Origin of the sequence: Sediminicoccus rosea, assembly GCF_033547095.1 — a bacterium.
GTDB classification, from domain to species: domain Bacteria; phylum Pseudomonadota; class Alphaproteobacteria; order Acetobacterales; family Acetobacteraceae; genus Roseococcus; species Roseococcus rosea.
On the sequence record NZ_CP137852.1, the window covers coordinates 4,328,310 to 4,352,198 of the forward strand.

Genomic DNA, 23,889 nt, shown 5'->3' on the forward strand with positions numbered 1-23,889 from the left:
CCCGCGGTCCGGGGCCAAGGGTCTTCGCCCCCGGGGCCCCGGCGGGTCCTGGGCGGAGCTCTGGAACTTGCCCCTAGAATTCCCGCCGCGGCGGCCGGCGGTCCCGCGGCGGCGGCGCCGGCTGCGCCAGATCCGCCTCGAGTTCCTTGATCTTCGCCTTCACGGAGTCGCGCAGCGCGGGGGTGGCATGCGCCTTCATCCCCGCCAGCACTTCCTTCAGGTCGCGCAGCTGCTTTTCCTTCTCCGGCCGGGTGCGAGAGATGGGCCGGTTGTCGCTGAGCTGGCCTTCGCGCGAACGCATGCCTCAGACCCCCAGCATCAGGCGGCGCGGATCCTCGATCGCTTCCTTCACGCGGACGAGGAAGGAGACGGCCTCCTTCCCATCCACGATCCGGTGATCGTAGGACATGGCGAGATACATCATCGGGCGGATCTCGATGGACTTGCCCACGGCCATCGGGCGGTCCTGGATCTTGTGCATGCCGAGGATGCCCGACTGCGGCGGATTCAGGATCGGCGTGGACATCAGCGAGCCGTAGATGCCGCCATTGGTGATGGTGAAGCTGCCGCCCGCCATCTCCTCCAGCTTGAGCTGGCCGTCGCGCACGCGCTTGCCGAAATCGGCGATGCGCTTCTCGATCTCGGCAAAGCCCATGGTGTCCGCGTTGCGCAGCACGGGCACGACGAGGCCCGAAGGCCCGCCGACCGCGATGCCCATATGGACGAAGTTGCGGTAGATGACCTCATCGCCCTCGATCTCGGCGTTGACTGCCGGGAATTCCTGCAGCGCCGCGACGCAGGCCTTCACGAAGAAGCTCATGAAGCCGAGCTTCACGCCGTGACGCTTCTCGAAATGGTCCTTGTATTCGGCGCGCAGGCCCATGACCGCGCCCATATCCACCTCGTTGAAGGTGGTGAGCATGGCGGCGGTGTTCTGCGCCTCCTTCAGGCGGCGCGCGATGGTGGCGCGCAGGCGCGTCATCTTCACGCGCTCCTCGCCGGCTTCCAGCGAGCGCGCGGGCTTGGCCGCGACGGGGGCGGAAGCGGCGGCAGGGCGGCTCAGGAAGTCGAGCACATCGCCCTTGGCGATCCGGCCATCCTTGGCGGAACCGGCGCCGATCTGCGCGGGGCTGACGTTGTTCTCGGCCATCAGCTTGGCCGCGGCCGGCAGCGGCGCAGGGGCGGCGGCCGGGGCATGGCCGCCCGGGGCGGCGCCATGCACCTCGGAGGCCGCGACCGAGCCACCCCCGGTGCCGACCGGCTTGGCAGCGGCGGTGGGCGGCGCGGCGGGCTTGCCGGCGCCGGCGGCGATGCTGCCGAGCACGGCGCCCGGCTCGACCTCGGCGCCGGTCTGGGCGGCGATGGCCTCCAGCACGCCGGCGGCGGGCGCGTTCACCTCGACCGTGACCTTGTCGGTTTCGAGTTCGACGAGCGGCTCGTCGGCGGCCACCGCCTCACCGGCCTGCTTGAGCCAACGCGCGACGGTCGCGGTGCTGACGCTTTCACCCAGGGTGGGCACGAGAATGTCGGTTGCCATGGTTTTCCGCTTTTTCCTGGAACTCGTCTTAATCCATCAGGCCCGGGGCGTCAGGCCCCGGGCGTCATCGTTCAGAGACCCAGCGCCTGGCGCACCAGCGCATCCTGCTGGGTCTGGTGCACCTTGGCGAGGCCGGTGGCCGGGCTCGCCGCCTCCTCGCGGCCGATGAAGACCGGGCGGCGGCCGGTGGCGCCGAGGTCGCTCAGCACCTTCTCGATCCGGCGGTCCACGAAATGCCAGGCGCCCATGTTCTCGGGCTCCTCCTGGCACCAGACGATCTCGGCGTTCTTGTAGGGCGCCAGCGCCAGGGCCAGGCTGTTGGCCGGGAAGGGGTAGAGCTGCTCGAGGCGGATCAGCGCCACGTCGTTCACGCCCTTCTCGCGCCGCTCCTGCAGCAGGTCGTAATAGACCTTGCCGGTGCAGAGGACGACGCGCTTCACGCGCTCTTCCGGAGCGATCGCGTCCACCTCGGGGATCACGTAGCGGAAGGCCGAGCCAGGGCCGAATTCGGCCAGGCTGCTGACCGCGAGCTTGTGGCGCAGCAGCGATTTCGGCGTCATCACCACCAGCGGCTTGCGGTAGTTCGCCTTGAGCTGGCGGCGCAGCGCGTGGAAGTAGTTGGCGGGCGTGGTGAAGTTGCAGATGCGCATGTTGCGCTCGGCGCAGAGCTGCAGGTAGCGCTCGGGCCGCGCGGAGGAATGCTCGGGCCCCTGCCCCTCATGCCCGTGCGGCAGCAGCATGACGAGGCCCGACATGCGCAGCCACTTCGTCTCGCCCGAGGCGATGAACTGGTCGATGATGACCTGGGCGCCGTTCGCGAAGTCGCCGAACTGCGCCTCCCACAGCACCAGCGTCTTGGGGTCGGCCAGCGAATAGCCGTAGTCGAAGCCGAGGACGCCGGCCTCGCTGAGCAGGGAGTTGAAGGCCTCGAAGCGGGCCTGACCCTCACGGATGTGGTTCAGCGGCGCGTATTCGCGCTGGTCGGTCTGGTCCACCAGCACGCAATGGCGGTGGCTGAAGGTGCCACGCTGCACATCCTCGCCCGAGAGGCGGACACGATGGCCTTCCAGCAGGAGGGTGCCGAAGGCCAGCGCCTCGCCGGTCGCCCAGTCCAGGCCTTCGCCGGTCTCGATCGCGGTCTTCTTGGCTTCGAGCTGGCGGACGATCTTGGAATTGGCGTTGAAATCGGCCGGCACGCGGCAGAGCGCGCCGCCCACCTCGCGCAGCGTGTCGAGGCTCACGGCGGTGTCGTGCAGCTGCTCCACCTGGTCGGTGCTGCCCACGGCCTTGAGGCCGGACCAATGCCCCTCCAGCCAGTCCGCCTTGTTGGGCTTGAAGCTGGCGGCGGCCTCGAAGGCTTCCTCCAGCTTGGCATTGAAGGCGTCCTGGATGGCCTGCGCGTCCTCGGCGGTCACCGAACCCTCGGCGGCCAGGCGCTCGGCATAGAGGGTCCGCGTCGTCTTCATCTGGCGGATGCGGCTGTACATGGTGGGCTGCGTGAAGGCGGGCTCGTCGCTCTCGTTATGGCCGTGGCGGCGATAGCAGACGATGTCGAGCACGATGTCCGCCTGGAAGCGCATGCGGAACTCGGCGCAGAGCTGCGCGCACCACACCACCGCCTCGGGGTCGTCGCCATTCACATGCAGGATCGGCGCCTGGATCGCCTTGGCCACGTCGGTGCAGTAGAGGCCGGAATAGGCATGCGCCGGCACGGTGGTGAAGCCGATCTGGTTGTTGGTGACGATGTGGATCGTGCCGCCCGTGCGGTAGCCGATGAGCTGGCTCATCGCCAGCGTCTCATAGACCAGGCCTTGGCCGGCGAAGGCGGCGTCGCCATGCAGCAGGATGCCCATGACGCTGCTGCGCGTCTTCACATCGCCCGCCATGTCCTGCCGCGCGCGCACCTTGCCCGCGACGACGGGGTTCACCGCCTCGAGGTGCGAGGGGTTCGGCTGGAGGGACAGGTGGACCTTGCGGCCCTCGATCTCGACATCGGTCGAGGTGCCGAGGTGGTACTTCACATCGCCCGAGCCCTGCACATCATCGGGCTTGAAGGACGATCCCTTGAACTCCGAGAAGACCTGCATGTAGGGCTTCTTCACGACGTTCACGAGCATGTTCAGCCGCCCGCGATGCGCCATGCCGATGGCGATTTCCTTCACGCCCTCGCGCGCCGCGGTCTCGATCACGGTCTGTACGGCGGGGATGGTGCTCTCGCCGCCCTCCAGGCCGAAACGCTTGGTGCCGACATACTTCTTCGCGCAGAAGGCCTCGAAGCCCTCGGCCTCGGTGAGCTGCAGCAGGATCTGGCGCTTCTGGGCCGGGGTGAAGCCGGTCACCCAAGGCGCGCCCTCGACGCGCTGCTGGATCCAGGACTTCTGGTCCGGATCCTGGATGTGCATGAACTCGACGCCGATCGGACCGCAATAGGTGGCGCGGACGCGCTGCATGATCTCACGCACCGTGGCGGTCTCGAGGCCGAGCACGTTGTCGATGAAGATGCGGCGGTCGAGATCGGCCTCGGAGAAGCCCCAGAAGGCGGCGGAAAGCTCGGGGTGGGCCGGCGGCACCTGCAGGCCCAGCGGGTCCAGCTTCGCTTCCAGATGGCCACGCACGCGGTAGGAGCGGATGAGCATCAGGGCCCGGATGCTGTCCAGCACGGCGCGCCGGGTTTCCTCGGGGTCGGTCGCGCGGGCCTGGCCGGCGGCGCCGCCCTTGGGCGCGGGCTTCGCTTCCTCGGGCGGCGCGAAGCCACCGCGCGGCCGCGGCGCCCAGGAGGCGCCCATGGCATCCGTCAGGACGGCGCGGGCGTCATCGTTCAGCGCGGCGAAAAGCTCGGCGAAGGAAGGGTCCACGGAGCCGGGATTCTCGACCCAGCGGGCGTAGGTGTCAGCGAGATAGGCGGCATTGGCCCCGTTCATCGCGCTCGCGAGGATGTCCACTCCGGCCATTCTTTTTCCACGGGCGCGTCTTGCGGCGGCCCGGCCCTTCCTTGTTCACGGCATTCCAGCCTCAGCCTGAGGCTGGGCGGATTCCGGTGAACATAGACCTAAGGATGGGACAGGGGCAGCCCCTCTCCGCATGGGAGAGTTGAGGAAATCGGCGTTCTGAAAGAGCAATGAAAACAACGAAAAAGGGCCGGACGAATCCGGCCCTTTCCTGACTTTCAAACTCGGAAATTCAGCCCTTGAGGGCGCGCACCATGGTCGAGCCCAGGCTCGCCGGCGTGTCGGCGATATGGATGCCCGCCTCGGCCATCGCCGCCATCTTGGCGGCCGCCGTGTCCTTGCCGCCCGAGATAACCGCGCCCGCATGGCCCATGCGGCGGCCCGGAGGCGCCGTGGCGCCGGCGATGAAGCCCACCACCGGCTTGTTCGGCTTGCCCGGCCCGAAATTCTCGGACTTCAGGAACTCCGCCGCCTGGATTTCCGACTGGCCGCCGATCTCGCCGATCATGATGATGGACTTGGTCTCGTCATCCGCCAGGAACAGCTCCAGCACGTCGATGAAATCCATGCCCTTCACCGGGTCACCGCCGATGCCGACGCAGGAGGACTGGCCGAGGCCCGCCGCCGTCGTCTGCGCCACCGCCTCATAGGTCAGCGTGCCCGAGCGGGAGACAATGCCCACCGAGCCGCGGCGGTGGATATGGCCCGGCATGATGCCGATCTTGCAGGCATCCGGCGTGATCACGCCCGGGCAGTTCGGCCCGATCAGGAGCGAGGAGGAGCCATCCAGCGCGCGCTTCACCTTCACCATGTCGAGCACGGGGATGCCCTCGGTGATGCAGATGATCAGCGGCATCTCGGCATCGATGGCTTCCAGGATGGAGTCCGCCGCGAAGGCCGCCGGCACGTAGATGACCGAGGCATTGGCGCCGGTCGCTTCCTTGCACTCGGCCACCGTGTTGAAGACCGGCAGGTTGAGCGTGGGGTGCATGGTGCCGCCCTTGCCCGGGGTCACGCCGCCCACATAGGTGGAGCCGTAGGCGATGCCCTGGCTCGCGTGGAAGGTGCCCTGCGCGCCGGTGAAGCCCTGCGTCATCACGCGCGTGTTCTTGTCAACGAGAATGGCCATGGACTTAAGCCCCCTTCACGGCGGCGACGGCCTTCTGGGCAGCGTCGGCAAGGTTGTCGGCCGCGATGATCGCGAGGCCGGATTCCGCCAGGATCTTCTTGCCCAGCTCCACATTCGTGCCCTCGAGGCGCACGACCAGCGGCACCTTGAGCGAGAGGTTCTTCGACGCCTCGACGATGCCCGTCGCGATCATGTCGCACTTGGCGATGCCGCCGAAGATATTGACCAGGATGGCCTTCACATTCACGTCGGAGGTGATGATGCGGAAGGCCTGCGTCACGCGCGCACTGTCCGCCGTGCCGCCGACATCGAGGAAGTTCGCCGGCGAGGAGCCGTAGAGCTTGATGATGTCCATGGTCGCCATGGCCAGGCCCGCGCCATTCACCATGCAGCCGATCTCGCCATCCAGCGCCACGTAGTTCAGGTCGTTGTTGGTGGCGTCGAGTTCCTTCGGGTCCATCTCGCTGTCATCGCGCAGCGCTTCCAGGTCCTTGTGGCGGAACAGGGCGCTGTCATCGAAGGAGACCTTGGCGTCCAGCGCCACCACGTCGCCGGCCTTGGTGACGACCAGCGGGTTGATCTCGACGATGGCGCAGTCGAGCTCGAGGAAGGCCTTGTACATGGCGTCCACGAACTTCACGAAGCTGCCGACCTGCTTGCCCTCGAGGCCGAGGCCGAAGGCGAGCTTGCGGCCATGGAAGCCGGAAATGCCCGAGGCCGGGTCGATCGCGACCTTCATGATCTTCTCGGGGTGGTGCTCGGCCACCTCCTCGATCTCCATGCCGCCTTCGGTCGAAGCCATGATGACGACGCGCGAGCTGTCGCGGTCCACCAGCAGGGAGAGATACAGCTCACGCGCGATGTCGCAGCCCGCTTCCACATAGACGCGGCTGACCAGCTTGCCCTCGGGCCCGGTCTGCTTGGTGACCAGCGTCGAGCCGATCATCGCCGCGGCGGCCGCCTTGGCCTCCTCCGGCGACTTGGCGAGGCGCACGCCGCCCTTGCCGTTGGGGTCATTGGTGAAGCGGCCGGCGCCGCGGCCACCCGCATGGATCTGGCTCTTCACGACATAGATCGGGCCGGGCAGCTTCTTCGCCGCCGCCTCGGCCTCGTCGCCGTTCCAGGCCACATGGCCTTCGAGGACGGCCACGCCGTAGCGGCGCAGCAGCTCCTTCGCCTGGTATTCGTGGATGTTCATGCTCGGGTGGTCCTTCGGGTCAGCTCAGATTTCCTGTGGCGAGCGCGCGCGACCAGTCATCCCGGCCGTGGCGCGCCGCCTCGGACGCGGCGGCGTCCCAGTCATACTCGATCGCGTGGAAGTTGACACGCCATGCACTGCCGCGCCGCTCCAGCAGCGCCCAGCGGGCGTGCGGGGAGCCTGCCTGCATCACATGCGGAAAGGGCGTGGTGTCGGTATAGGCCGGCTGCCCGACGGAGCCCGGATTCACCACCAGCCGCCCATCGCGCAGCTGCATCGCATGGGCGCGATGCGTGTGCGCCGTCAGCACCAGGCTCTCGCCCGCCGGCTTCGGCAGCAGGACTTCCACCTCGCCCGGCACGCGCTCGCGGATGCCGTGGCGGGTGGATTCATGCATCACATAGGTGAGGTCATCGTCGGGCAGGCTGTGCATGCCGAGGATGCCCTCGCCGCGCCAGGTCATCGGACGCGCCCCGAGAGCCGCGCGCTGCGCGGCGGAGAGCCGTGCCTGGGTGAAGCGGTCCGTCGTGCCCAGCGTCTCGGGCGCACCCTCGGCCACCCAGCGGTCGTGATTGCCCCGCACCGAGACGGCGCCGGTCGCGGCGAGCATCTCATAGGTCTCGGCGGGCCAGAGCGGCCCAGAGACCGCGTCGCCCAGCTCGATCAGCAGATCGGGCCGGGCGGCGGCGACGGATTCCAAAACCGCCGCCAGGGCCAGGCGGTTGCCGTGCACATCGGCGATGACGGCAACCCGCATGGGCTGCCTCAGACGCCGAGCGCCTTGAAGTCCTCGACCAGCTTCTTCACCGCGTCGCAGGACTTGGCGAAGGCCGCCTTCTCTTCCGGCAGGAATTCGACCTCGACGATCTTCTCCACGCCGCCCGCGCCGATCACCACCGGCACGCCGACATAGAAGTCCTTCATGCCGTATTCGCCATTCAGCATCACGGCGCAGGGCAGGACGCGCTTCTTGTCCTTCAGGTAGCTCTCCGCCATCGCCACGGCGGAAGCGGCGGGCGCGTAGAAGGCCGAGCCGCGCTCCAGCAGCTTCACGATCTCGCCGCCGCCATTGGCCGTGCGGTGCACGATGGCGTCGATCTTCTCCTGCGTGGTCCAGCCCATCTTGATGAGGTCCGGCACCGGGATGCCAGCGACGGTGGAGTAGCGCGTCAGCGGCACCATCGTGTCGCCATGGCCGCCCAGCACGAAGGCCGTCACGTCCTCGACGGAGACCTTGAACTCCTCGGCCAGGAAGAGGCGGAAGCGGGCGCTGTCCAGCACGCCGGCCATGCCCACCACCATGTGCGGCGGCAGGCCCGACTTCTGCTGCAGCGCCCAGACCATCACGTCCAGCGGGTTGGTGATGCAGATCACGAAGGCATTGGGGGCGTAGGTCTTGATGCCCTCGGCCACGGTCGCCATCACGCCGGCATTCTTGGTCAGCAGGTCGTCGCGGCTCATGCCCGGCATGCGGGGGAAGCCCGCGGTGACGATGATGACATCCGCCCCCGCGATCGCCGCATAGTCGCTGCCGCCGCTCAGCGCCGCGTCGAAGCCGTCCACCGGGCTCGACTGCGCGATGTCCAGCGCCTTGCCGGCCGCGACACCGCCGAAGACGTCGAAGAGCACGACGTCGCCCAGCTCCTTCAGGCCGATGAGGTGGGCGAGCGTGCCGCCGATGTTGCCGGCGCCGATGAGGGCGATCTTGTTGCGGGCCATGGGGATTCCCTGTTTGCCGTTCTGCTGGCCACACCCCGTGCGGCCTTCCTCAAAGCTGCTCCGGCCAGATTTCCGCCTGGAGCGGGGCAGAGTTACCGCGTTGCAGCAGGCCTGGAAAGACCCGCCATCGGCTCAGCCGATCAGCCCCATCGCCACCGCCCAATGGACGCCCCGAAGGGCCGCCTCCTAGGATCGGCCCCGCCCCGTACCGAACAGGCCCCGAAGGAGACGCCCATGTTCCGCCCCGCTGCCCTCACGCTCCTGGCCGCCATGGCCGCCTCGCCGGCCATGGCCCAGGTGGGCACGGGGTCTTGCAACCCGCATCGCGCCAATGAGGTGCGCTGCGCCGTCCGCATCGACATCCCGGGCGGCAATCGCGTCTATAACGTGGTGATCAACGCCACCCGCATGGGCGCCGAGGCGCGGATGACCACCGACACCTACATCAGCACCTGCGGCTCGGCCGGGCAGATGGTGGGCCGCAGCAACATCGCCAATTCGGGCAGCAGCCGCGTGGCCACCTTCACCAATGAGCGCAACCAGGCCGGCATGGTGGCCCAGGCCCTGGCCGGCTTCTGCGTCGAGACCTTCCTGACCACCTGCTCCAGCAACGGCCAGGCGGCCAATTGCCAGCAGGTGCTCAACCTCGGCGCGACGAAGATCGAGGTGCGCTGAGCCCTTGTCCTCAGGGGGCGCCGCGCGGGGCTGATGCGCCGCGGGCCCCGCCTCCCTCCAGCATCATCAGATCCAAAGGCATCTTCAGGAGATCCCCATGTTCCGCGCCGCGATTGCCTGCATGTTCACCCTCCTGGCGGCCGCGCCCGCCTCGGCACAGCTCGCCACCAATGCCTGCTGGCCGCATCGCAATGACGAGGTGCGCTGCGCCGCCCGGGTGGATATTCCCGCCGGCACCCGGTTCGACGTCACCATCAATGCCACACGCGCCGGTGCGGAGGCGCGCATGCAGGCCGACACCTATGTCAGCATTTGCGGCAGCCGGGGGCGGATGGTCGGTCGCACCAATATCCCCAATTCAGGCACCAGCCGCGTGGCGAGCTTCACGCATGAGCCGAATCCGGTCGAACACTCGGTGCAGAGCGTGGTGGGCTTCTGTGTGGAGGTTTTCCTGGTGAACTGCACCGTGGCCGGCCGAGCCGAGAGCTGCACGAATGCCCTGCGGATCGGGCCAAGCCGCGTCGAGCTGAGCTGGGCGAATTAGCCTCAGCGTCCCTGCGCCGGGCTGAGGCGCGGCGGGCCTGGAGGGGCCCGCCATCGGCCGGGCCGATCCCCGCCATCGCGAGCGCCCGGTTGATGCGCCGCGATGCCCACCCCGACACATCATCAGATGCGAAACGCAGCTTCAGGAGATCCCCATGTACCGAACCGCGCTTGCCTGCCTGCTCACCCTCCTGGCGGCCGCCCCCGCCTCGGCACAGTTCTCCGCCGGCGCCGCCTGCCGGGAGCATGACAACGGCGAGGTCCGCTGCGCCGTCCGGTTGGACAATTCCGCCTACATTGCTCTCAACGTCCTGATCAATGCCACGCGCGTTCGCGGCGATGCGCGGATGCAGGCTGACACCTATGTCAGCACCTGCGGCAGCCCGGGGCGGATGATCGCTCGCACCAACATCGCCAATTCCGGCACCAGCCTCGTGGCGAGCTTCACCCATTCCCCCAATACGCTGGAGTTTGGGGCGCAACTCGCGGCGGGCGCCTGCGTGGAGGTCTTCCTGCTGAACTGCATCGAGGCCGGCCAACGCACGCCCTGCAAGAATGTCATGCAAGCCTTCGCATCCCGCGTCGAGGTTCACATCAGATAGCGCCGCTGCGCCTCCCGCACATGGCCGGAGGGCAGCGCCTCCAGCCCCGGATCGGGCGGCAGCTCCACGCCGAAATGCCGGCCCAGCACCTCCTGGATCAGCTCGTAGCAGCTGCCGATGCGCACCACCTCCATGGTCGTGAAGTCAATCATGGTGGAGGAGCGGCGGTACTGGTGGAATTTCTGCAGCCCGTAATCCACCACGATGTCCGCGCAGCCGCGGATCTCGGGCTGGATGTCCACCGCGCGGAACTTGGTGCCCGTGCCGGTGAGATTGGCCGAGGAGCCGAAAAGCGGCTGCCCCTCCTCGGCCGCCAGGGTCGCCATGCGGTGCTCCAGCGCGCCCACATTCATCAGGATGGCAACCGTGCCGCCCTCGGTGCTGGCGGACAGCGCGCGTTCGCCGAGCCTGCGCAGGAGCGGGTGGTCCGCCCGGAAGGGGCCGATGGCCGAGATCGGCAGGTCGTAATCCTCGACCAGGCAGCGGATCATGCTGTTGGCCCGCGCGGGCAGGGTGTGCACATCCTCATGGATGGCGAGGCTGCCCAGCATGGCGTTGCGCTTGTGCGCCCCCCGCCCCTTGGCGAGGAAGAAGCGCGTCAGCGCCGCCTCGCAGCCCGCCGCGCCGGCATAGCCCACATCGGTCGGGAAGACGGCAACACCCCCCGCCTTCACCACATCCACGATGCGGCGGGCATCGCCCGCGATATCCAGTCTTTCCATGGGCTTCAATCCAGTCGGAGGTTGAGGCCGGGCAGGATGGGCGCCCAGCGCTGGTGTTCGGCGCGGAGCATGGCGGCCGCCTGCTCCGGCGTGGTCGTCATGATGTCGAAGCCAGCGCGGGTGAGCTGCTCGCGCAAGGCCGGCTCGGCCAGCGTCTCCAGCGTCGCGGCGTGCAGCGCCTCGATGATCGGGCGCGGCGTGCCGGCGGGCGCGAAGAGCAGGAAGCGCAGCGCATTGACCACCAGGGGGAAGCCTTCCTCGGCCGTCGTCGGGATGTCCGGTGCCGCCGCCGAGCGCTCGGGCGAGAGCAGCGCGAGCGGCCGTAGCGTGCCGGCCGCGAAATGCGAGCTGACCGCGCCCAGGCTGAAGACGCCAAGCTGCACATGCCCGGCCAGCACATCGTTCAGGGCCGGCCCCCCGCCGCGATACTCGGCCTGGATCATCCGCACCCGGGCTTCCCGCGCGAAGAGCTCGTAGCCCAGATGGTGCGGCGATCCGATGGAGGGGTTGGCGAAGGCGTGCTTCTCCGGCTCGCGCTGCAGCAGCGCCACGAATTCGCGGAGGTTCCGCGCTGGGACATTGGGGTTGATGCCCAGCACGAGCGGCGACTGCGCCAGATAGGTGATGGGCGCGAAATCGCGGAACAGGTCGTAGGAGAGGCGCTGGTAGAGATGCGGGAAGAGCGCGACGTTGTCGGCATTGATGATCAGCGTCTGGCCGTCCGGCGCCGCGCGGGCCGCCATCTCCATGCCGATATTGGTGGCCGCCCCGCCCCGGTTCTCGATGACGAGCGGCTGGCCGAGACGCTGGCGCATCCGCTCGGCCCAGGGCCGCGCCAGCGCATCCGTCCCGCCGCCGGGCGGATAGGGGATGATCAGGCGGATCGGACGGTTGGGATAGGCTTGCGCCCGGGCCAGCCCGGGCAGCAGCGTGAATGCCGTGAGCGCGGTTCTGCGGCGCATCCTTTGTCCTCCCCCAGGGGCCCCTTGGGGGCCGCTGGGCGGGAGGCTAGAGCGCCTTGTCCGGACAAGCTAGAGGGCCTTGCCAACCCCCGGGTGATCGGCGCGGGTCAGGATGCCCCGCGCCGATGGTCGTTCTCAGAGCGGAACGCAGCGGGTGATGTCGCTATGGCCGATCGCCATGGTGGCGATGGTGCCGTCCGGGCAGCCCGTCTGGCTGAAGGCGGCGGGCGCGAGGCCACCGGTCCAGCGTGTGGAGGCGGTGCGCGTCGCGGCGGGCGCGCAGGTGCGGCGGCCGTTGCGGGTGGTGCAGGTGGCGACCGCCGTCTGGCGCAGGCCGCGCGTCGTGGTGGCCGCCGGCTGGCGGGCATAGGGCACCGCCGAAGCCTGGCGGGAATTGCCGGCGCGGAGCCGGAGCGCGCTGCTGCCGGACGTCGTGCCGCGCGGCGCCAGAGCCGCCTGACGCTGCGGCGTCGCTGTGCCGCGGCTCGCGGTCGTGCTGCGACCGGCGGTGGCGCTGCGGCTCGCGGTGGTGGTGCGCGTGACACCCGGGCGCGGCGTGGCCGGGCGGCTCGCCGCCGCCGCCGTGCGGGCGGTGCTGGAAGATTGCGCCGAGGTCCGGGAATCCGTCCGGGCCGAAGCGTCTTGCGGCAGAAGGGCAAGCCCCAGGCAAAGGCCCAGAAGGCCCCCAATGAAAGAGCGCATGAAACCCCCGTATCCCGTCTCTCGTGTTACGGCGTATTACGTCAGGGGAGATGAGGCAAGCCCAAATACTCCTGGCTCTGCATTTCCATGAGCCGTGAGGCGGTTCTTTCGAACATCGCGGCATTGTCGCCACGCTCGTAAAGCTCATCCGGCCCCGTCTCGGCCGAGGCCACCAGCTTGCAGCGGTGTTCATAGAGCGCATCCACCAGGGTGATGAAGCGGCGCGCCCGGTCGAAGTTCTCGGGCCCCAGGCGGGGGATGCCGTCCAGCACCAGGGTGTGGAAATGGGTGGCGATGGCCAGGTAGTCCGCCGGGCCCAGCGCCTGGCCGCAGACCGCGTCGAAATCGAGTCGCGCCACGCCGCGCGCCGCCTCGGCGATGGGCACGGGGCGGCCCAGCACCTGCAGGCTGGTCGGCGTGCCGCGCGCCGTGCCGGTGAGTTCCAGGAAGGCCGCATCCAGCGCGCGCTCCGCCCGGCCATCCAGGGGGTGGTGCCAGGTGGGCATGCCGCGGATGCGCTCGCGCCGATAATCCTGCGCGGATTCCAGGTGCAGCACCTCCACGCGGGACTGGATGAGGGCGATGAAGGGCAGGAAGGCGTCCCGCCCCGGCTTGCCCTTGAAGAGGTCCTGCGGGGCCGTGTTGCTGGTCGCCACCACCACCACGCCACGGGCGAAGAGCGCCTCGAAGAGGCGGCCCAGGATCATGGCATCGGTGATGTCATGCACCTGGAATTCGTCGAAGCAGAGCAGCGCCGCCTCGCCCGCGATCGCGTCGGCCAGCGGCGGAATCGGGTCATCGGAGCCCGGATGCGATTGCTTCCAGCGATGGATGCGCTGATGCGCCTCCTGCATGAAGGCGTGGAAATGGATGCGCCGCTTGCGCGCGACCTCGGCCGTTTCGAAGAAGAGGTCCATCAGCATGGACTTCCCCCGGCCCACGGCGCCGACAAGGTAGAGCCCCTCCGGCGTGCCCGGCGGGGCGGCGAGGTCGCCCGAGCCGCGCTTGCCGCCAAAGAGCCGGCCAAACAGGCCGCGCGGAGCGCTCAGCGTGGGCTGCGGGTCATAGCCGCGCAGGATGCGCCAGAGGTTCTGCAGCGTCTCGGCGGCATGGGCCTGGGCGGGGTCCGGGTGCAGCAGGCCCTCGGCCACGCGCGCGCGATAGGCGTTAAGCGGGCCCTGGTTCACGGGAGACAGCGAATTCATGGGCGAAACCGATAGACCCGAAGCCGTGACGGCTCAACCGGTCGGCTCAGCGGAATTCGCGGTAGCGGAAGCTGGTCTCGCCGGCTTCGGCCAGGGCTTCGGCCAGCATGCCGTGATGCGGCGAGAGGGCGCAGGCCGGGTCGGTCGCCGCCGCATCGCCGGTGAGCGCGAAGGCCTGGCAGCGGCAGCCGCCCCAGTCGCGCTCGGCATGCTCGCAGCCCCGGCAGGGCTCGGGCATCCAGCCGGTGCCGCGAAAGGCGTTGAAAGCCGGGCTCTCGCCCCAGGCGGCGGCGAGCGAGGTCTCGCGCACATTGGGGAAGGCCATGCCGGTGATGGATTCGGCGGCATGGCAGGGCAGGATGTTGCCGGCGGGCGAGACGCCCAGGAATCGCCGCCCCCAGCCCCCCATGCAGGCCTTGGGCCGCGCCGCGTGGTAATCCGGCACGACATAGTCGATCACGAGACGCCCGCGATGCGCGGCACGCGCCGCCTCCACGATGCGCGTCGCCTCGTCCAGCTGCGCGCGCGTCGGCAGCAGGGCGGCGCGATTGGCCAGCGCCCAGCCGTAATACTGCACATGCGCGACCTCGATGCGGCCGGCACCCCATTCGAGGGCGATCTCGATCAGCCGGGGCAGGTTATGCAGGTTCTGCCGGTGCACCACGGCATTGAGCGTGAGCGGCAGGCCCGAGGCCGTCACCAGCGCCGCGGCCACCCGCTTCTTGGCCATGGCCCCCTTCATGCCGCCGATGCGCTCGGCCCCCGCCTCCTCCGCGTCCTGCACGGAGAGCTGGACGTGATCGAGCCCGGCTTCGACCAGCCGGCCCATCAAGGGCGCGTCCAGCAGCACGCCCGCCGTGATCAGGTTGGTGTAGAGTCCGGCCGCGCGCGCGGCGGCCACGATCTCCACGATGTCCCGCCGCGCCGTGGGCTCGCCGCCCGAGAGATGGATCTGCAGGCAGCCCAGCGCCGCAGCCTCGTTGAACACGCGCGCCCATTCGGCGGTGGAAAGCTCCGCACTGGCGCGCGTCAGCTCAGCCGGGTTGGAGCAGTAGGGGCAGCGCAACGGGCAGCGATGCGTCAGCTCGGCCAGGAGGGCAAGCGGCGCGTCAGCCACGCCGAAGCGCGCCCCGGGCGATCAGGTCGTCCAGCATCGCCGCCACATCGGCGCCGATCACCTCCTCGGGGGCGGCGAACTTCTCCACCAGCGCGGCCACGATCGCCGCCTCGTTCCGCGCGCCATCCACCAGGCGCAGCACTTCGAGCGCGATCTCGTCCGGGATGAACATCAGCTCCGGCGCCATGATGATCCAACGGCCGCGCGCCTTGTCCTCCTGCAGGCGGACGCCGGGGGCGAAGCGGATGGCACTCATGGCCGGAACGCCCCCGGCGGGACGAGCCGCGGCTCGACATAGGCGAGGTGCAGCGCATCGAGCTGCGCCCAGAGCAGGTCGCACTTGAAGCGCAGCGCGGCGAGGCACTGCTCCTGCTTCTCCCGCGTGTCGGCGTGCTGCTTCACATAGGCCAGCGCGAAATCCACATCCTGCGGCGCCTGGGTGAGGCGCGGATTGAAATAGGCCAGCGTCGCCTCGCTCACGAAGTCGTAGTTGCGCAGCATGCCGGCCACGCGCTGCTGGATGATGTTGGTGGAGAACATCTCCGTCAGCGAGGAGGCGATGGCCTCCAGCACGCTGCGCTCGCGCACGAAATGCACATAGGCGTCCACCGCGAAGCGCGTGCCGGGCAGCAGGCCGCGCAGCGAGGTCACATAGTCGCGATCGAGGCCGAGGCCGTCGGTCAGCGCGAGCCAGCGTTCCACGCCGCCGGGCTGCGTGCCGTCGCCGTCATGATCCTCGATGCGGCGGCGCCATTCGCGGCGCAGCGCCGTGGTCGGCAGGCGCGCCAGCAGCGAGGCATCCTTCGCCGGGATATTGGCCTGGTAGTAGTAGCGGTTCAGCGCCCAGGCCTGCACCTGGCCCTTGGAGAGCTTGCCGTTGTGCAGCAGATGATGGAACGGGTGCAGGATGTGGTACCGCTCGGCCCCTATGCCGCGCAGGGCTGCCTCGAACTCATCGGGGGACATCAGGCTCACAGCGAAATCTCCATCCCGTCCTCCGCGACCTCCCAGCCCGCGGCGGCAAGGCGGGCGCGCTCGGGGCTGTCATCCAGCAAGGCGGGGTTGGTGTTGTTGATGTGGAGGAAGATGCGCCGGGCGACGCCGAGCGGCGCGAATTCCGCCACCGTGTCCAGCATGGACATGTGGCCCATGCGGCGGCCGGTCTTCGGGCCGGCGCCGGCCAGGATCATCTCGTCATCGGTGAAGAGCGTGCCGTCGAACATCACGCAGGCGGCCCCGGTCAGGCGCTGGCGCAGCGCATCGGTCATCATCGCGCAGCCCGGGATGTAGTGCAGCGCAGCCCCCCCGGCCGAGATGGCGAGGCCCAGTGCCTCCCCCTCCTCGGCGAGGCCCGGGTCGCCCGCGCCTTCCGCGAAGAGCGGCACCTTGCCCGGCACCGGATAGGCCTCGATCGTGAGGCCGAGCGGCGCGCCCGCGCCATCCAGCGGCGCGAAGGGCTGGCCGAGCGGCATCGCCTCGCGCGTCACGAATTCGGGATTCAGCGCGCCGAAGATGGGATTGCCGTCCAGCACGGCGAGGCTCTGGGGCGCGCCATAGAGGCGGAAGGCCTGGCGCTCACGCAGGTTCAGGAGACCCGCAATGGTGTCCACCTCCGCCCCCGTCAGCGCCACGGCGGCGATGGGCGAGTTGCGCAGCGGCGCGGGGCGGGGATGCAGGGCGGGCGTCGCGGCGATCTGCGCCCGGAGGTCGGGCGAGGCGTTGACCAGCAGCCAGCGTTCCCCATCGGCACTGACGGCGAGGGAGGCCTGGCTGCGCGGCTTGGCCTGCGGATCGCCGGCGCGTGCGCGCACGCAACCGGGGCCAGCGGAATTCCACTGCGGGAAGCCGCCACCGGCCCCCGCGCCCAACACGATCGCGCGCAGCATGGGATGTGCCCGGCCGCACGGGACCGGCCGCCCCTGGTGGCGTCACCAAGGGCGCCGGTCAGCCCAGCGGCAACCGGGCCGAAGCCTCAGCCGATCTCGGCGCAGGCGTAGCTGTTGATCTCGAGCGCGAGCGAGACGACGGTGACGCGAGGGGTCTTCCAGGCCATGAGGATCTTCCTTCCCGAATTTGACCGGCCCAGCGCCGGCATCGGTAAGATGGCGGCGGACGGCCCATCCATCAAGCGGGGGTGCGCGCCTGCCTTGCTGGACGCGGCCGGGCCCAGGGCCTACATCCGCGGGCCATAGCGGACGGAGCTTCTCCATGGCCTACAAGATCGCCGTCGTGGGCGCCACGGGCGCCGTCGGGCGCGAAATCCTGAAGATCCTGGCCGAGCGCAACTTCCCGGTCAGCGAGGCCTTCGCCCTGGCCTCGCCGCGCTCCACGGGGCAGAGCGTGAGCTTCGGCGAGAAGACCGTGCTCAAGATCCGCAACCTCGAGACCTTCGACTTCACCGGCCTGGACCTCGCGCTGTTCAGCCCGGGTGCCGCCGTCTCGGCCATCCATGCGCCGCGCGCCGCCGCCCAGGGCTGCATCGTGATCGACAACACCAGCCAATTCCGCATGGATCATGACGTGCCGCTGGTGGTGCCGGAGGTGAATCCCCAGGCACTGAAGCGCTTCCGCAAGCGCGGCATCATCGCCAACCCCAATTGCAGCACCATCCAGATGGTGGTGGCGCTCAAGCCGCTGCATGACCTGGCACGGATTCGGCGCGTGGTGGTCTCCACCTACCAATCCGTTTCGGGTGCGGGGAAGGAGGGCATGGATGAGCTCTTCAACCAGACCAAGGGCAGCTTCGTGAACGACCTGCCGACGGTGGAGCAGTTCACCAAGCCGATCGCCTTCAACGTGATCCCCCATATCGACAAGTTCATGGAGGATGGCGCGACGAAGGAGGAGTGGAAGATGTCGGTCGAGACGCGGAAGATTCTCGACCCCGACATCCAGGTCATCGCCACCTGCGTCCGCGTGCCGGTCTTCGTCGGTCATGCCGAGGCGGTGCATGTGGAGTTCGAAAACCCGATCACGGTCGCCGAGGCCCGCGCGGCGCTCGGCAAGGCGCCCGGCGTCAACCTTTTCGACAAGCGCGAGGACGCCGGCTACATCACGCCGCTCGATGCGGCGGGCGAGGACGAGGTCTTCATCTCCCGCCTGCGGAAGGACCCGACGGTGCCGCATGGCCTGGCCTTCTGGTGCGTCTCCGACAATCTCCGCAAGGGCGCCGCACTGAACGCGGTGCAGATCGCCGAGGAACTGCATCGCCAGGGGCTGCTGGTGCGCGCCACGGCCTGAACAGGCTGTTTTTCCTGCCGTTTTGAACGCGATCTAGGATCACAGTCCTTTTTTTGCTTGCAAATGAGAACAAAATAAGAACATATGAGGGGCCATGCTCGGAGGTCCCCCGCCTTGCCCAGCTTCCTCATCCCCCCCATCGCCATCCTTCTCAGTGGTCTCGCCGCCATCGCGGTGCTGTTGGCCGCTCGCCTCGCCGGCCTCGGGCTCGCGCCGCTCTCAGCCGCCCCGGCCAGCCTCGCCGCGCTGCTTGTGTTCCTCGTCGGCCTCGGCTTCGCGGGCTTCCTCTGGTGGCTCGCCTCCCGCTGCTTCACCCTGTTGCGCGACCCCGCAACCACGCCCGAGCAGCTCTCCGCCCTCCGCGACCTGCCGCTCGCCCTGCCCGAGGGCACGGTGCGCGCGCTGCTGGCGCTGATCGTCGGCGTCATCGGCCTGCCGCTGCTCCTGTTCAGCCAGAGCCTCGCGCTGAACGACGCCATCGCGGGCTATGTGAACGGCATCATCGCAGGCGTCTTCGGCTACTATTTCGGGGCCCGCTCCACCGGCCCCGAGGCCCAGGCCGCCCGCCGCCTCGGCGAGGCGCTGGAAGGCCAGACCCGCGCCAATGCGGCGCTGCGCGAAAGCGAGGCCGCGGCGCGCGAGGCCGCCGCCCAGGCCACGCAGCCCGCCCAGACGGGCGAGGCCATCGCCCGCCTCGAACGCCAGCTCGGCGTCGCGCGCCTGCTGGTCCAGCGCATCGGCCCGGCCCTGCCGGCCGGCCTCATCCCGCCCCAGGCCGGGGCGCTCATCGCCCAGGCCGAGCAGGCGCTCGCCACCGCCCGCACCCTGCCCGACCTCGGCGCGCTCCAGGCCGCGACGGCGGCGCTGACCGGCCGCGACGGGCCGCTGCCCAGCCTGCTGCGCGCCGCCGCCCCCCTGCTGCCGGCCGCGATGGGCGGGCCGCTGGCGGGCCTCGCCCTGCTGCTCGGCCTCGGCTGGAACCTGGGGGCGGCCGCCTGGCGCCGCTTCCGTGCCCGGCTGCTGGACTCCCCGCATGACCCGGCCCTGTTCGAGCCGGGCGCCATCACCCCCGCCTCGGCCGAGCTGCGCCTCGCCGCCGCACCCATCTTCGCGCGGCTCTTCGCGCCGCGCCTGGCCGAGCCCGGCTTCCTCGCCACGCTGCTCGACACCTGCCTGCGCCCCGATGCGGCGGCCCTGCTCTGGGCCCGCTTCCCGGGCTTCGCCAATCCGGAGGAAGCGGAAGCCGGCTTGGCCGAATTCCGCCACGCCCTGCTGGAGGAGCGCGTCGAGGCGGACCTCTCGCCCGAACTGGTCGGCCGCGTCGCGGGCGCGCTCGGCCAGAAAGCCGCCAGCCCCGCCCTGCCGCAGGATGGCCCGGAGTCCGCCAAGGCCGCCCTCCAGGCGCTGACCCTGCTGCTCAGCGAGCTGCGCGAGAGCCGCACCGACCCGGTCCCCCTGTTGCGGGAGCTGGCGGCATGAGGCTCGCCCTCCTCCTTCTGCTGGCCGGCTGCACGCCCGTCGCCGCGCTGCTCGACGCGCCGCTGGCGCAACTTGCCCGCTGGGAACGAGCCTCGCCGGCCGAGATCGCGGCCGAGCCCGTCGCCTGCCCGGCGGGCCATGCGGCCTGCGCCCGGCTGCACGCACGCCGCGCCGAGGCCTGCATGGGCCTCGCCATGGCCGCCCGCGCGCCGGGGGCCGCCTGCCCGGGCGGGCGCGACCACCTGCCCTGCGCCGCGGAATCCTACGCCGCCGCCCGCGCACTCACCCCCAGCCCGGCGCTGGCCGCCGGCGAGGCGCAGGCGCGGCTTTGCCTCGCCGAATTCCCGCCGCCCGCCGAGGCCGCGGCCGAGGCCGGGCGTGCGGCGCCGGCCATCGCCGCCGCCCCGCCCGCCCGCGCCGCCCTGCTCGGCGCCCGTGCCGCGCTGATCGCCGCCCGGCCCGGCGCGGGCACGGAGGCGCAACGCTGCGCCGCCACCCGCGCCGGCCTCGCCCTCGCCCCCCAAGCCTCGCGCGAGGCGCGGGACCTCGCCCTGCGCCTCGCCACCCTCCCCGCCTGCGGAGCCACGCCATGATCCTCGCCCGCCCCCTCGCCTTCCGCCTGCCGCTCATGACCGGACCCGAGGTCCGCGGCGCGCAGCTCGCCCTGATCCGCGCCGGCGCCCTGTGCGGCGAGGCGGATGGCGTCTATGGCCCCGCCACCCGCGACGCCGTCCTCGGCTTCCAGCGGCGCGAGGGCCTGGCCGCCGACGGCATCATCGGCCCCGAGACCTGGGCGCGCCTCACCAGCCAGCCCGCGCTGCGCCGCGAGCGCCCCTGGCCGGAGGCGCTGCGGCCCTTCCTGTCGCCGCTGCTCGCCTGGCACGGGCCGCCGCTCGGCCGGGGCACGCGCCGCTGGCAACTCACGCCGCGGGGCATCGCCATCGAGGGCGAGCCGCCCCCCGGCAGCACACCGCCGCGCCTCGCCGCCGCCTGCTGGGCGCGGCACCAGGCCCCGCTCGAAGCCGCCGCGCGCCGCTTCGCCGTGCCGGTGGAACTGCTGGTCGCCACCGCCTGCACCGAAAGCGGCGGCCGGGCCGAGGCGGTGCGCGAGGAGCCGGGCTTCACCTCCGATGCCGCAACCCCGCACCGCGTCTCGCCCGGGCTGATGCAGACGCTGATCTCCTCCGCGCGCGAGGCGCTGGGCGACCCGAAGCTGGACCGCGCGGCCCTGCTCGACGCCGGCGTCTCGGCCGCGGCCGGCGCCGCCTTCATCGCGCGCCAGGCGCGGGTGACGGGCTTTGATCCGCCCCTTGTCGCCATCGCCTACAATGCGGGCAGCCTGCGGCCGGCCGGCAACCCCTGGGGCCTGGTGCAAACGCAGCGCGGCAACGGCCATTTCCACGCGGATTCCTTCTGCGGCTTCTTCAACGACGCCCTCACGCTCTTCGCCACCGGCCCCGCGCCGGGCGCCGATGTGCCGAGCTTCCAGGCGCTGCTGTCATGAGCGCCTGCGCCCTCGCGCTCGTCCTGCTGCTCGACGCCAGCGCCTCCATCTTCCCCGCCGAATGGCAACTCCAGGCCGAGGGCCACGCCGCCGCCTTCGAGGATGCGGCGGTGCTGCGCGCCATCGCGCGTGGCCCGGGCGTAGCCGTCACCGCGCTCTCCTTCAGCGATGACGCGCGGGAAATGGTGCCCTGGCGCATCCTGCGCAGCGCCCAGGACGCGCAAGGCTTCGCCGCCGCGCTGCGCGAGGCCCCGCGCGGTGCCGCCGCCGGCACCGATATCGGCGGCGCCATCTTCGCGGCACTCGACCAACTGGCCGCCGCGCCCTGCACGCCGGAGGAGGAGGTGATCGACCTGGTCACAGATGGCGAGGCGGCGGAGGCCCGCACCCAGCAGGCCCGCGCCTATGCCGAGGCGCAGGGCGTGCGGGTCAACGCGCTCGGCGTCGGCACGGAGGATGCGGGCGATTGGCTGCGCGAGCACGCGATCACGCCCGGCGGCTTCGCCATGGCCGCCCCAGACTGGGCGAGCTTCGCCGCCGCCATCCGCCGCAAGGTGACGCTGGAACTGGCGCAGGCCGGGCTTCGGTGATTCAATGCGGGGCCATCGAGGAGGCCCCGCATGCTCACCATCCGCCCCATCCGGCGCGAGGACCACGACGCCTGGCTGCCGCTCTGGGAGGGCTACAACGCCTTCTACGAGCGCGTGGGGCCGACCGCGCTCGACCCCGCCATCACGGCACGCACCTGGGCGCGCTTCTTCGACCCCTATGAGCCGGTCTACGCCCTGGTGGCGGAGCGCGAGGGCCGCATGCTCGGCCTCACGCATTTCGTCTATCACCGGACGACGACGGCGATCGCACCCAATTGCTATCTGCATGACCTCTTCACCGTGCCGGAATCGCGCGGCCAGGGCATCGGCCGCGCGCTGATCGAGGCGGTGGTGGAGCGCGCGAAGAACGACGGCGCGGCGCGGGTCTATTGGCAGACGCAGGTGACGAACGCGGCCGGGCGCATGCTGTACGACAAGGTCGCGAAGCATCTCGGCTTCATCGTCTATACGCGGTTCCTCTAGATGCATCCCGTCGTCACCCGCCTCGCCGGGGCACGCATCATCCCGGTGATCCGCACCAGCACCGCGGCGCATGCCGCCACCGCGGTGGCCTGGCTGCGCGAGGTCGGGATCAGCACCGTCGAGATCACGCTGACCACGCCGGATGCCGTCGCGCTGATCCGCACGCTCGCCGCCGATCCCGGCCTGCTGGTCGGCGCGGGCACGGTGCCCGATGCCGAGGCCGCGCGGGCCTGCCTCGCGGCCGGCGCGCAATTCCTGGTGACGCCCTGGGTGGACACGGAGGTCTGCGCCGTGGCGCGCGCGGCGGGGGCGGCCATGCTGCCCGGCGCCTTCACGCCGACCGAGGTGCGTGCGGCGCTCTCGGCCGGGGCGGATGCGGTGAAGATCTTCCCCGCCTCCAGCGGCGGCTCGGCGCACCTCAAGGCGCTGCGCTCCGTCTTCCCCGGCGTCGCCTTCTGCCCGACCGGCGGCGTGGACCCGCGCAACACGGCCGAGTGGTTCGCGGCCGGCGCCGCCTTCGTCGGCATGGGCGGCAAACTGGCCGATGAGGCGCTGATCGCCGCCGGCGACAAGCCCGCCCTGCAGGCCGCGGCCCGGGCCGCCCTCGCATGACACCCGCGCTCATCTGCCTGGGCGAGCCGATGCTGGAGCTGAACCGCCAGCCGCCCGATGCCGCGGGCCGCGCGCTCTACCTGGAGGGCTTCGGCGGCGACACCTCCAACGCCGCCATCGCCGCGGCGCGGCAGGGCGCCACGGTCGGCTACATCTCCGCGCTGGGCGACGACCCGGCCGGCCGCGCCTTCCGCGCGCTCTGGGATGCGGAGGGCGTGGAGCACCGCTTCGTCCGCACCGACCCGGCGGCGCCCACCGGGCTTTACCTCGTCACGCATGACGCGGCGGGGCACCACTTCGCCTTCTTCCGCAGCGGCTCGGCGGCCAGCCGCCTGGGGCCGGAGGATATGCCGGCGGAGGCGATCCAGGGCGCGCGCATCCTGCATCTCTCCGGCATCAGCCAAGCCATCTCCAACGCGGCCTGCGATGCCGGTTTCCGCGCCATCGCGCTGGCCCGCGCGGCCGGCGCCCGCGTCTCCTACGACACCAATCTCCGCCTGCGGCTGTGGCCGGCGGCGCGGGCGGCGGCGGTGATCCATGCGGCCATCGCCAGCGCGGACATCGCACTCCCCTCGCTCGAGGACGCGACGGCGCTGACCGGCCTTACCGACCCCGATGCAGTCGCGGATTTCTACCTCCGGCTCTGCCCGCTCGTCGTGCTGAAATGCGGCGCGGCCGGCGCGCTGATCGCGACGCGCGCGGAGCGCCGGCGGATCGCCGGGCATCGCGTGCCCAGCGTGGATGCGACCGGCGCGGGCGACACCTTCTGCGGCGCCTTCCTGGCCCGCACGCTGGCCGGCGACGATCCCTTCGTGGCGGCGACCTATGCCAATGCGGCGGCGGCACTCGCCACCACAGGGTATGGCGCCGTCGCCCCCATCCCGCGGCCAGATGCCGTGCGCGCGCTGCTGGCGGCGTGACC

Annotated in this window: 27 protein-coding genes; 11 read left to right on the plus strand and 16 right to left on the minus strand. The window is 70.6% G+C overall.

Annotated features, from left to right (window positions below):
* Positions 1 to 73: 73 nt before the first annotated feature.
* The 7 genes from R9Z33_RS20840 to mdh form a co-directional block, all read right to left on the minus strand.
* Positions 74 to 301 (minus strand): hypothetical protein, encoded by a 228-nt coding sequence (locus R9Z33_RS20840; RefSeq protein ID WP_213614316.1) that lies wholly within the window; start codon positions 299 to 301, stop codon positions 74 to 76.
* A 3-nt stretch (positions 302 to 304) separates the two neighbouring features.
* Positions 305 to 1,537 carry a 2-oxoglutarate dehydrogenase complex dihydrolipoyllysine-residue succinyltransferase gene (odhB, locus tag R9Z33_RS20845; protein ID WP_318648493.1) on the minus strand — a complete coding sequence of 411 codons (1,233 nt, stop codon included), beginning with the start codon at positions 1,535 to 1,537 and terminating at the stop codon, positions 305 to 307.
* A gap of 71 nt (positions 1,538 to 1,608) precedes the next feature.
* On the minus strand, positions 1,609 to 4,488 hold the full coding sequence (locus R9Z33_RS20850) for a 2-oxoglutarate dehydrogenase E1 component (RefSeq protein WP_318648494.1): 2,880 nt from the start codon (positions 4,486 to 4,488) through the stop codon (positions 1,609 to 1,611).
* Positions 4,489 to 4,717: 229 nt separating this feature from the next.
* Positions 4,718 to 5,614 (minus strand): succinate--CoA ligase subunit alpha, encoded by an 897-nt coding sequence (sucD, locus tag R9Z33_RS20855; protein WP_318648495.1) that lies wholly within the window; start codon positions 5,612 to 5,614, stop codon positions 4,718 to 4,720.
* Between the two features lie 4 nt (positions 5,615 to 5,618).
* A complete protein-coding gene (gene sucC / locus R9Z33_RS20860; RefSeq protein ID WP_318648496.1) occupies positions 5,619 to 6,812 on the minus strand; it encodes an ADP-forming succinate--CoA ligase subunit beta in 1,194 nt (397 codons plus the stop codon).
* Positions 6,813 to 6,831: 19 nt separating this feature from the next.
* Positions 6,832 to 7,569, minus strand: a complete 738-nt coding sequence (locus R9Z33_RS20865) for a metallophosphoesterase family protein (protein WP_318648497.1) — start codon at positions 7,567 to 7,569, stop codon at positions 6,832 to 6,834.
* An 8-nt stretch (positions 7,570 to 7,577) separates the two neighbouring features.
* Positions 7,578 to 8,531 (minus strand): malate dehydrogenase, encoded by a 954-nt coding sequence (mdh, locus tag R9Z33_RS20870; RefSeq protein WP_318648498.1) that lies wholly within the window; start codon positions 8,529 to 8,531, stop codon positions 7,578 to 7,580.
* 234 nt (positions 8,532 to 8,765) lie between these two features.
* Between mdh and R9Z33_RS20875 the strand changes: the two genes are divergently transcribed.
* The 3 genes from R9Z33_RS20875 (at position 8,766) to R9Z33_RS20885 (ending at position 10,351) form a co-directional block, all read left to right on the plus strand.
* Positions 8,766 to 9,206 (plus strand): hypothetical protein, encoded by a 441-nt coding sequence (locus tag R9Z33_RS20875; RefSeq protein ID WP_318648499.1) that lies wholly within the window; start codon positions 8,766 to 8,768, stop codon positions 9,204 to 9,206.
* A gap of 97 nt (positions 9,207 to 9,303) precedes the next feature.
* Entirely contained in the window at positions 9,304 to 9,750 is a 447-nt protein-coding gene (locus tag R9Z33_RS20880; protein ID WP_318648500.1) for a hypothetical protein, read from the plus strand.
* A 154-nt stretch (positions 9,751 to 9,904) separates the two neighbouring features.
* Positions 9,905 to 10,351: a hypothetical protein gene (locus R9Z33_RS20885; RefSeq protein ID WP_318648501.1), complete on the plus strand. Its 447-nt coding sequence runs from the start codon at positions 9,905 to 9,907 to the stop codon at positions 10,349 to 10,351.
* Here R9Z33_RS20885 and R9Z33_RS20890 read toward each other — a convergent pair.
* The 9 genes from R9Z33_RS20890 to pqqA all read right to left on the minus strand — a co-directional run bounded on the left by R9Z33_RS20890 (position 10,339) and on the right by pqqA (position 17,154).
* The gene (locus tag R9Z33_RS20890; RefSeq protein WP_318648502.1) at positions 10,339 to 11,073 is read right to left on the minus strand and encodes an L-threonylcarbamoyladenylate synthase; all 735 of its coding nucleotides are present in this window, start codon (positions 11,071 to 11,073) and stop codon (positions 10,339 to 10,341) included. The genes R9Z33_RS20885 and R9Z33_RS20890 overlap by 13 nt on opposite strands.
* A 5-nt stretch (positions 11,074 to 11,078) precedes the next feature.
* Positions 11,079 to 12,035 carry a Bug family tripartite tricarboxylate transporter substrate binding protein gene (locus R9Z33_RS20895; RefSeq protein ID WP_318648503.1) on the minus strand — a complete coding sequence of 319 codons (957 nt, stop codon included), beginning with the start codon at positions 12,033 to 12,035 and terminating at the stop codon, positions 11,079 to 11,081.
* A gap of 135 nt (positions 12,036 to 12,170) precedes the next feature.
* Positions 12,171 to 12,737, minus strand: a complete 567-nt coding sequence (locus R9Z33_RS20900) for a hypothetical protein (RefSeq protein WP_318648504.1) — start codon at positions 12,735 to 12,737, stop codon at positions 12,171 to 12,173.
* A gap of 41 nt (positions 12,738 to 12,778) precedes the next feature.
* Positions 12,779 to 13,942, minus strand: coding sequence for a cell division protein ZapE (gene zapE / locus R9Z33_RS20905; RefSeq protein WP_318648505.1), 1,164 nt, complete (start codon positions 13,940 to 13,942; stop codon positions 12,779 to 12,781).
* 46 nt (positions 13,943 to 13,988) lie between these two features.
* Positions 13,989 to 15,059 carry a pyrroloquinoline quinone biosynthesis protein PqqE gene (gene pqqE, locus R9Z33_RS20910; protein WP_318648506.1) on the minus strand — a complete coding sequence of 357 codons (1,071 nt, stop codon included), beginning with the start codon at positions 15,057 to 15,059 and terminating at the stop codon, positions 13,989 to 13,991.
* On the minus strand, positions 15,052 to 15,315 hold the full coding sequence (pqqD, locus tag R9Z33_RS20915) for a pyrroloquinoline quinone biosynthesis peptide chaperone PqqD (protein ID WP_318648507.1): 264 nt from the start codon (positions 15,313 to 15,315) through the stop codon (positions 15,052 to 15,054). Before pqqD ends, pqqE begins: the two co-directional genes overlap by 8 nt.
* The gene (gene pqqC / locus R9Z33_RS20920) at positions 15,312 to 16,025 is read right to left on the minus strand and encodes a pyrroloquinoline-quinone synthase PqqC (RefSeq protein ID WP_318651682.1); all 714 of its coding nucleotides are present in this window, start codon (positions 16,023 to 16,025) and stop codon (positions 15,312 to 15,314) included. Before pqqC ends, pqqD begins: the two co-directional genes overlap by 4 nt.
* 5 nt (positions 16,026 to 16,030) lie before the next feature.
* A complete protein-coding gene (gene pqqB / locus R9Z33_RS20925; protein WP_318648509.1) occupies positions 16,031 to 16,945 on the minus strand; it encodes a pyrroloquinoline quinone biosynthesis protein PqqB in 915 nt (304 codons plus the stop codon).
* Between the two features lie 86 nt (positions 16,946 to 17,031).
* On the minus strand, positions 17,032 to 17,154 hold the full coding sequence (gene pqqA / locus R9Z33_RS20930; RefSeq protein WP_318648510.1) for a pyrroloquinoline quinone precursor peptide PqqA: 123 nt from the start codon (positions 17,152 to 17,154) through the stop codon (positions 17,032 to 17,034).
* A 113-nt stretch (positions 17,155 to 17,267) separates the two neighbouring features.
* Between pqqA and R9Z33_RS20935 the strand changes: the two genes are divergently transcribed.
* From R9Z33_RS20935 to R9Z33_RS20970, 8 genes are all read left to right on the plus strand, one after another.
* Positions 17,268 to 18,299: an aspartate-semialdehyde dehydrogenase gene (locus tag R9Z33_RS20935; RefSeq protein WP_318648511.1), complete on the plus strand. Its 1,032-nt coding sequence runs from the start codon at positions 17,268 to 17,270 to the stop codon at positions 18,297 to 18,299.
* Between the two features lie 114 nt (positions 18,300 to 18,413).
* Positions 18,414 to 19,778 (plus strand): hypothetical protein, encoded by a 1,365-nt coding sequence (locus R9Z33_RS20940; protein ID WP_318648512.1) that lies wholly within the window; start codon positions 18,414 to 18,416, stop codon positions 19,776 to 19,778.
* On the plus strand, positions 19,775 to 20,371 hold the full coding sequence (locus tag R9Z33_RS20945; RefSeq protein ID WP_318648513.1) for a hypothetical protein: 597 nt from the start codon (positions 19,775 to 19,777) through the stop codon (positions 20,369 to 20,371). Before R9Z33_RS20940 ends, R9Z33_RS20945 begins: the two co-directional genes overlap by 4 nt.
* Entirely contained in the window at positions 20,368 to 21,282 is a 915-nt protein-coding gene (locus R9Z33_RS20950) for a peptidoglycan-binding domain-containing protein (RefSeq protein ID WP_318648514.1), read from the plus strand. Before R9Z33_RS20945 ends, R9Z33_RS20950 begins: the two co-directional genes overlap by 4 nt.
* Positions 21,279 to 21,872, plus strand: a complete 594-nt coding sequence (locus R9Z33_RS20955) for a DUF1194 domain-containing protein (RefSeq protein WP_318648515.1) — start codon at positions 21,279 to 21,281, stop codon at positions 21,870 to 21,872. Before R9Z33_RS20950 ends, R9Z33_RS20955 begins: the two co-directional genes overlap by 4 nt.
* Positions 21,873 to 21,902: 30 nt before the next feature.
* Positions 21,903 to 22,355 carry a GNAT family N-acetyltransferase gene (locus tag R9Z33_RS20960; RefSeq protein ID WP_318648516.1) on the plus strand — a complete coding sequence of 151 codons (453 nt, stop codon included), beginning with the start codon at positions 21,903 to 21,905 and terminating at the stop codon, positions 22,353 to 22,355.
* Positions 22,356 to 22,967 (plus strand): bifunctional 4-hydroxy-2-oxoglutarate aldolase/2-dehydro-3-deoxy-phosphogluconate aldolase, encoded by a 612-nt coding sequence (locus R9Z33_RS20965; RefSeq protein ID WP_318648517.1) that lies wholly within the window; start codon positions 22,356 to 22,358, stop codon positions 22,965 to 22,967.
* On the plus strand, positions 22,964 to 23,887 hold the full coding sequence (locus R9Z33_RS20970) for a sugar kinase (protein ID WP_318648519.1): 924 nt from the start codon (positions 22,964 to 22,966) through the stop codon (positions 23,885 to 23,887). The genes R9Z33_RS20965 and R9Z33_RS20970 overlap by 4 nt, the downstream gene beginning before the upstream one ends.
* Positions 23,888 to 23,889: the final 2 nt, after the last annotated feature.

Coding starts and splice junctions, on each gene's coding strand:
- R9Z33_RS20945 (WP_318648513.1), top strand. CDS start 19,775: ATGAGGCTCGCCCTCCTCCTTCTGCTGGCCGGCTGCACGCCCGTCGCC.
- R9Z33_RS20955 (WP_318648515.1), top strand. CDS start 21,279: ATGAGCGCCTGCGCCCTCGCGCTCGTCCTGCTGCTCGACGCCAGCGCC.
- pqqA (WP_318648510.1), bottom strand. CDS start 17,154: ATGCCGGCGCTGGGCCGGTCAAATTCGGGAAGGAAGATCCTCATGGCC.
- R9Z33_RS20880 (WP_318648500.1), top strand. CDS start 9,304: ATGTTCCGCGCCGCGATTGCCTGCATGTTCACCCTCCTGGCGGCCGCG.
- R9Z33_RS20890 (WP_318648502.1), bottom strand. CDS start 11,073: ATGGAAAGACTGGATATCGCGGGCGATGCCCGCCGCATCGTGGATGTG.
- R9Z33_RS20895 (WP_318648503.1), bottom strand. CDS start 12,035: ATGCGCCGCAGAACCGCGCTCACGGCATTCACGCTGCTGCCCGGGCTG.
- R9Z33_RS20840 (WP_213614316.1), bottom strand. CDS start 301: ATGCGTTCGCGCGAAGGCCAGCTCAGCGACAACCGGCCCATCTCTCGC.
- R9Z33_RS20875 (WP_318648499.1), top strand. CDS start 8,766: ATGTTCCGCCCCGCTGCCCTCACGCTCCTGGCCGCCATGGCCGCCTCG.
- R9Z33_RS20850 (WP_318648494.1), bottom strand. CDS start 4,488: ATGGCCGGAGTGGACATCCTCGCGAGCGCGATGAACGGGGCCAATGCC.
- R9Z33_RS20965 (WP_318648517.1), top strand. CDS start 22,356: ATGCATCCCGTCGTCACCCGCCTCGCCGGGGCACGCATCATCCCGGTG.
- R9Z33_RS20950 (WP_318648514.1), top strand. CDS start 20,368: ATGATCCTCGCCCGCCCCCTCGCCTTCCGCCTGCCGCTCATGACCGGA.
- pqqD (WP_318648507.1), bottom strand. CDS start 15,315: ATGAGTGCCATCCGCTTCGCCCCCGGCGTCCGCCTGCAGGAGGACAAG.
- pqqB (WP_318648509.1), bottom strand. CDS start 16,945: ATGCTGCGCGCGATCGTGTTGGGCGCGGGGGCCGGTGGCGGCTTCCCG.
- mdh (WP_318648498.1), bottom strand. CDS start 8,531: ATGGCCCGCAACAAGATCGCCCTCATCGGCGCCGGCAACATCGGCGGC.
- R9Z33_RS20865 (WP_318648497.1), bottom strand. CDS start 7,569: ATGCGGGTTGCCGTCATCGCCGATGTGCACGGCAACCGCCTGGCCCTG.
- zapE (WP_318648505.1), bottom strand. CDS start 13,942: ATGAATTCGCTGTCTCCCGTGAACCAGGGCCCGCTTAACGCCTATCGC.
- sucD (WP_318648495.1), bottom strand. CDS start 5,614: ATGGCCATTCTCGTTGACAAGAACACGCGCGTGATGACGCAGGGCTTC.
- R9Z33_RS20935 (WP_318648511.1), top strand. CDS start 17,268: ATGGCCTACAAGATCGCCGTCGTGGGCGCCACGGGCGCCGTCGGGCGC.
- R9Z33_RS20960 (WP_318648516.1), top strand. CDS start 21,903: ATGCTCACCATCCGCCCCATCCGGCGCGAGGACCACGACGCCTGGCTG.
- odhB (WP_318648493.1), bottom strand. CDS start 1,537: ATGGCAACCGACATTCTCGTGCCCACCCTGGGTGAAAGCGTCAGCACC.
- pqqC (WP_318651682.1), bottom strand. CDS start 16,025: ATGTCCCCCGATGAGTTCGAGGCAGCCCTGCGCGGCATAGGGGCCGAG.
- R9Z33_RS20970 (WP_318648519.1), top strand. CDS start 22,964: ATGACACCCGCGCTCATCTGCCTGGGCGAGCCGATGCTGGAGCTGAAC.
- sucC (WP_318648496.1), bottom strand. CDS start 6,812: ATGAACATCCACGAATACCAGGCGAAGGAGCTGCTGCGCCGCTACGGC.
- R9Z33_RS20900 (WP_318648504.1), bottom strand. CDS start 12,737: ATGCGCTCTTTCATTGGGGGCCTTCTGGGCCTTTGCCTGGGGCTTGCC.
- R9Z33_RS20885 (WP_318648501.1), top strand. CDS start 9,905: ATGTACCGAACCGCGCTTGCCTGCCTGCTCACCCTCCTGGCGGCCGCC.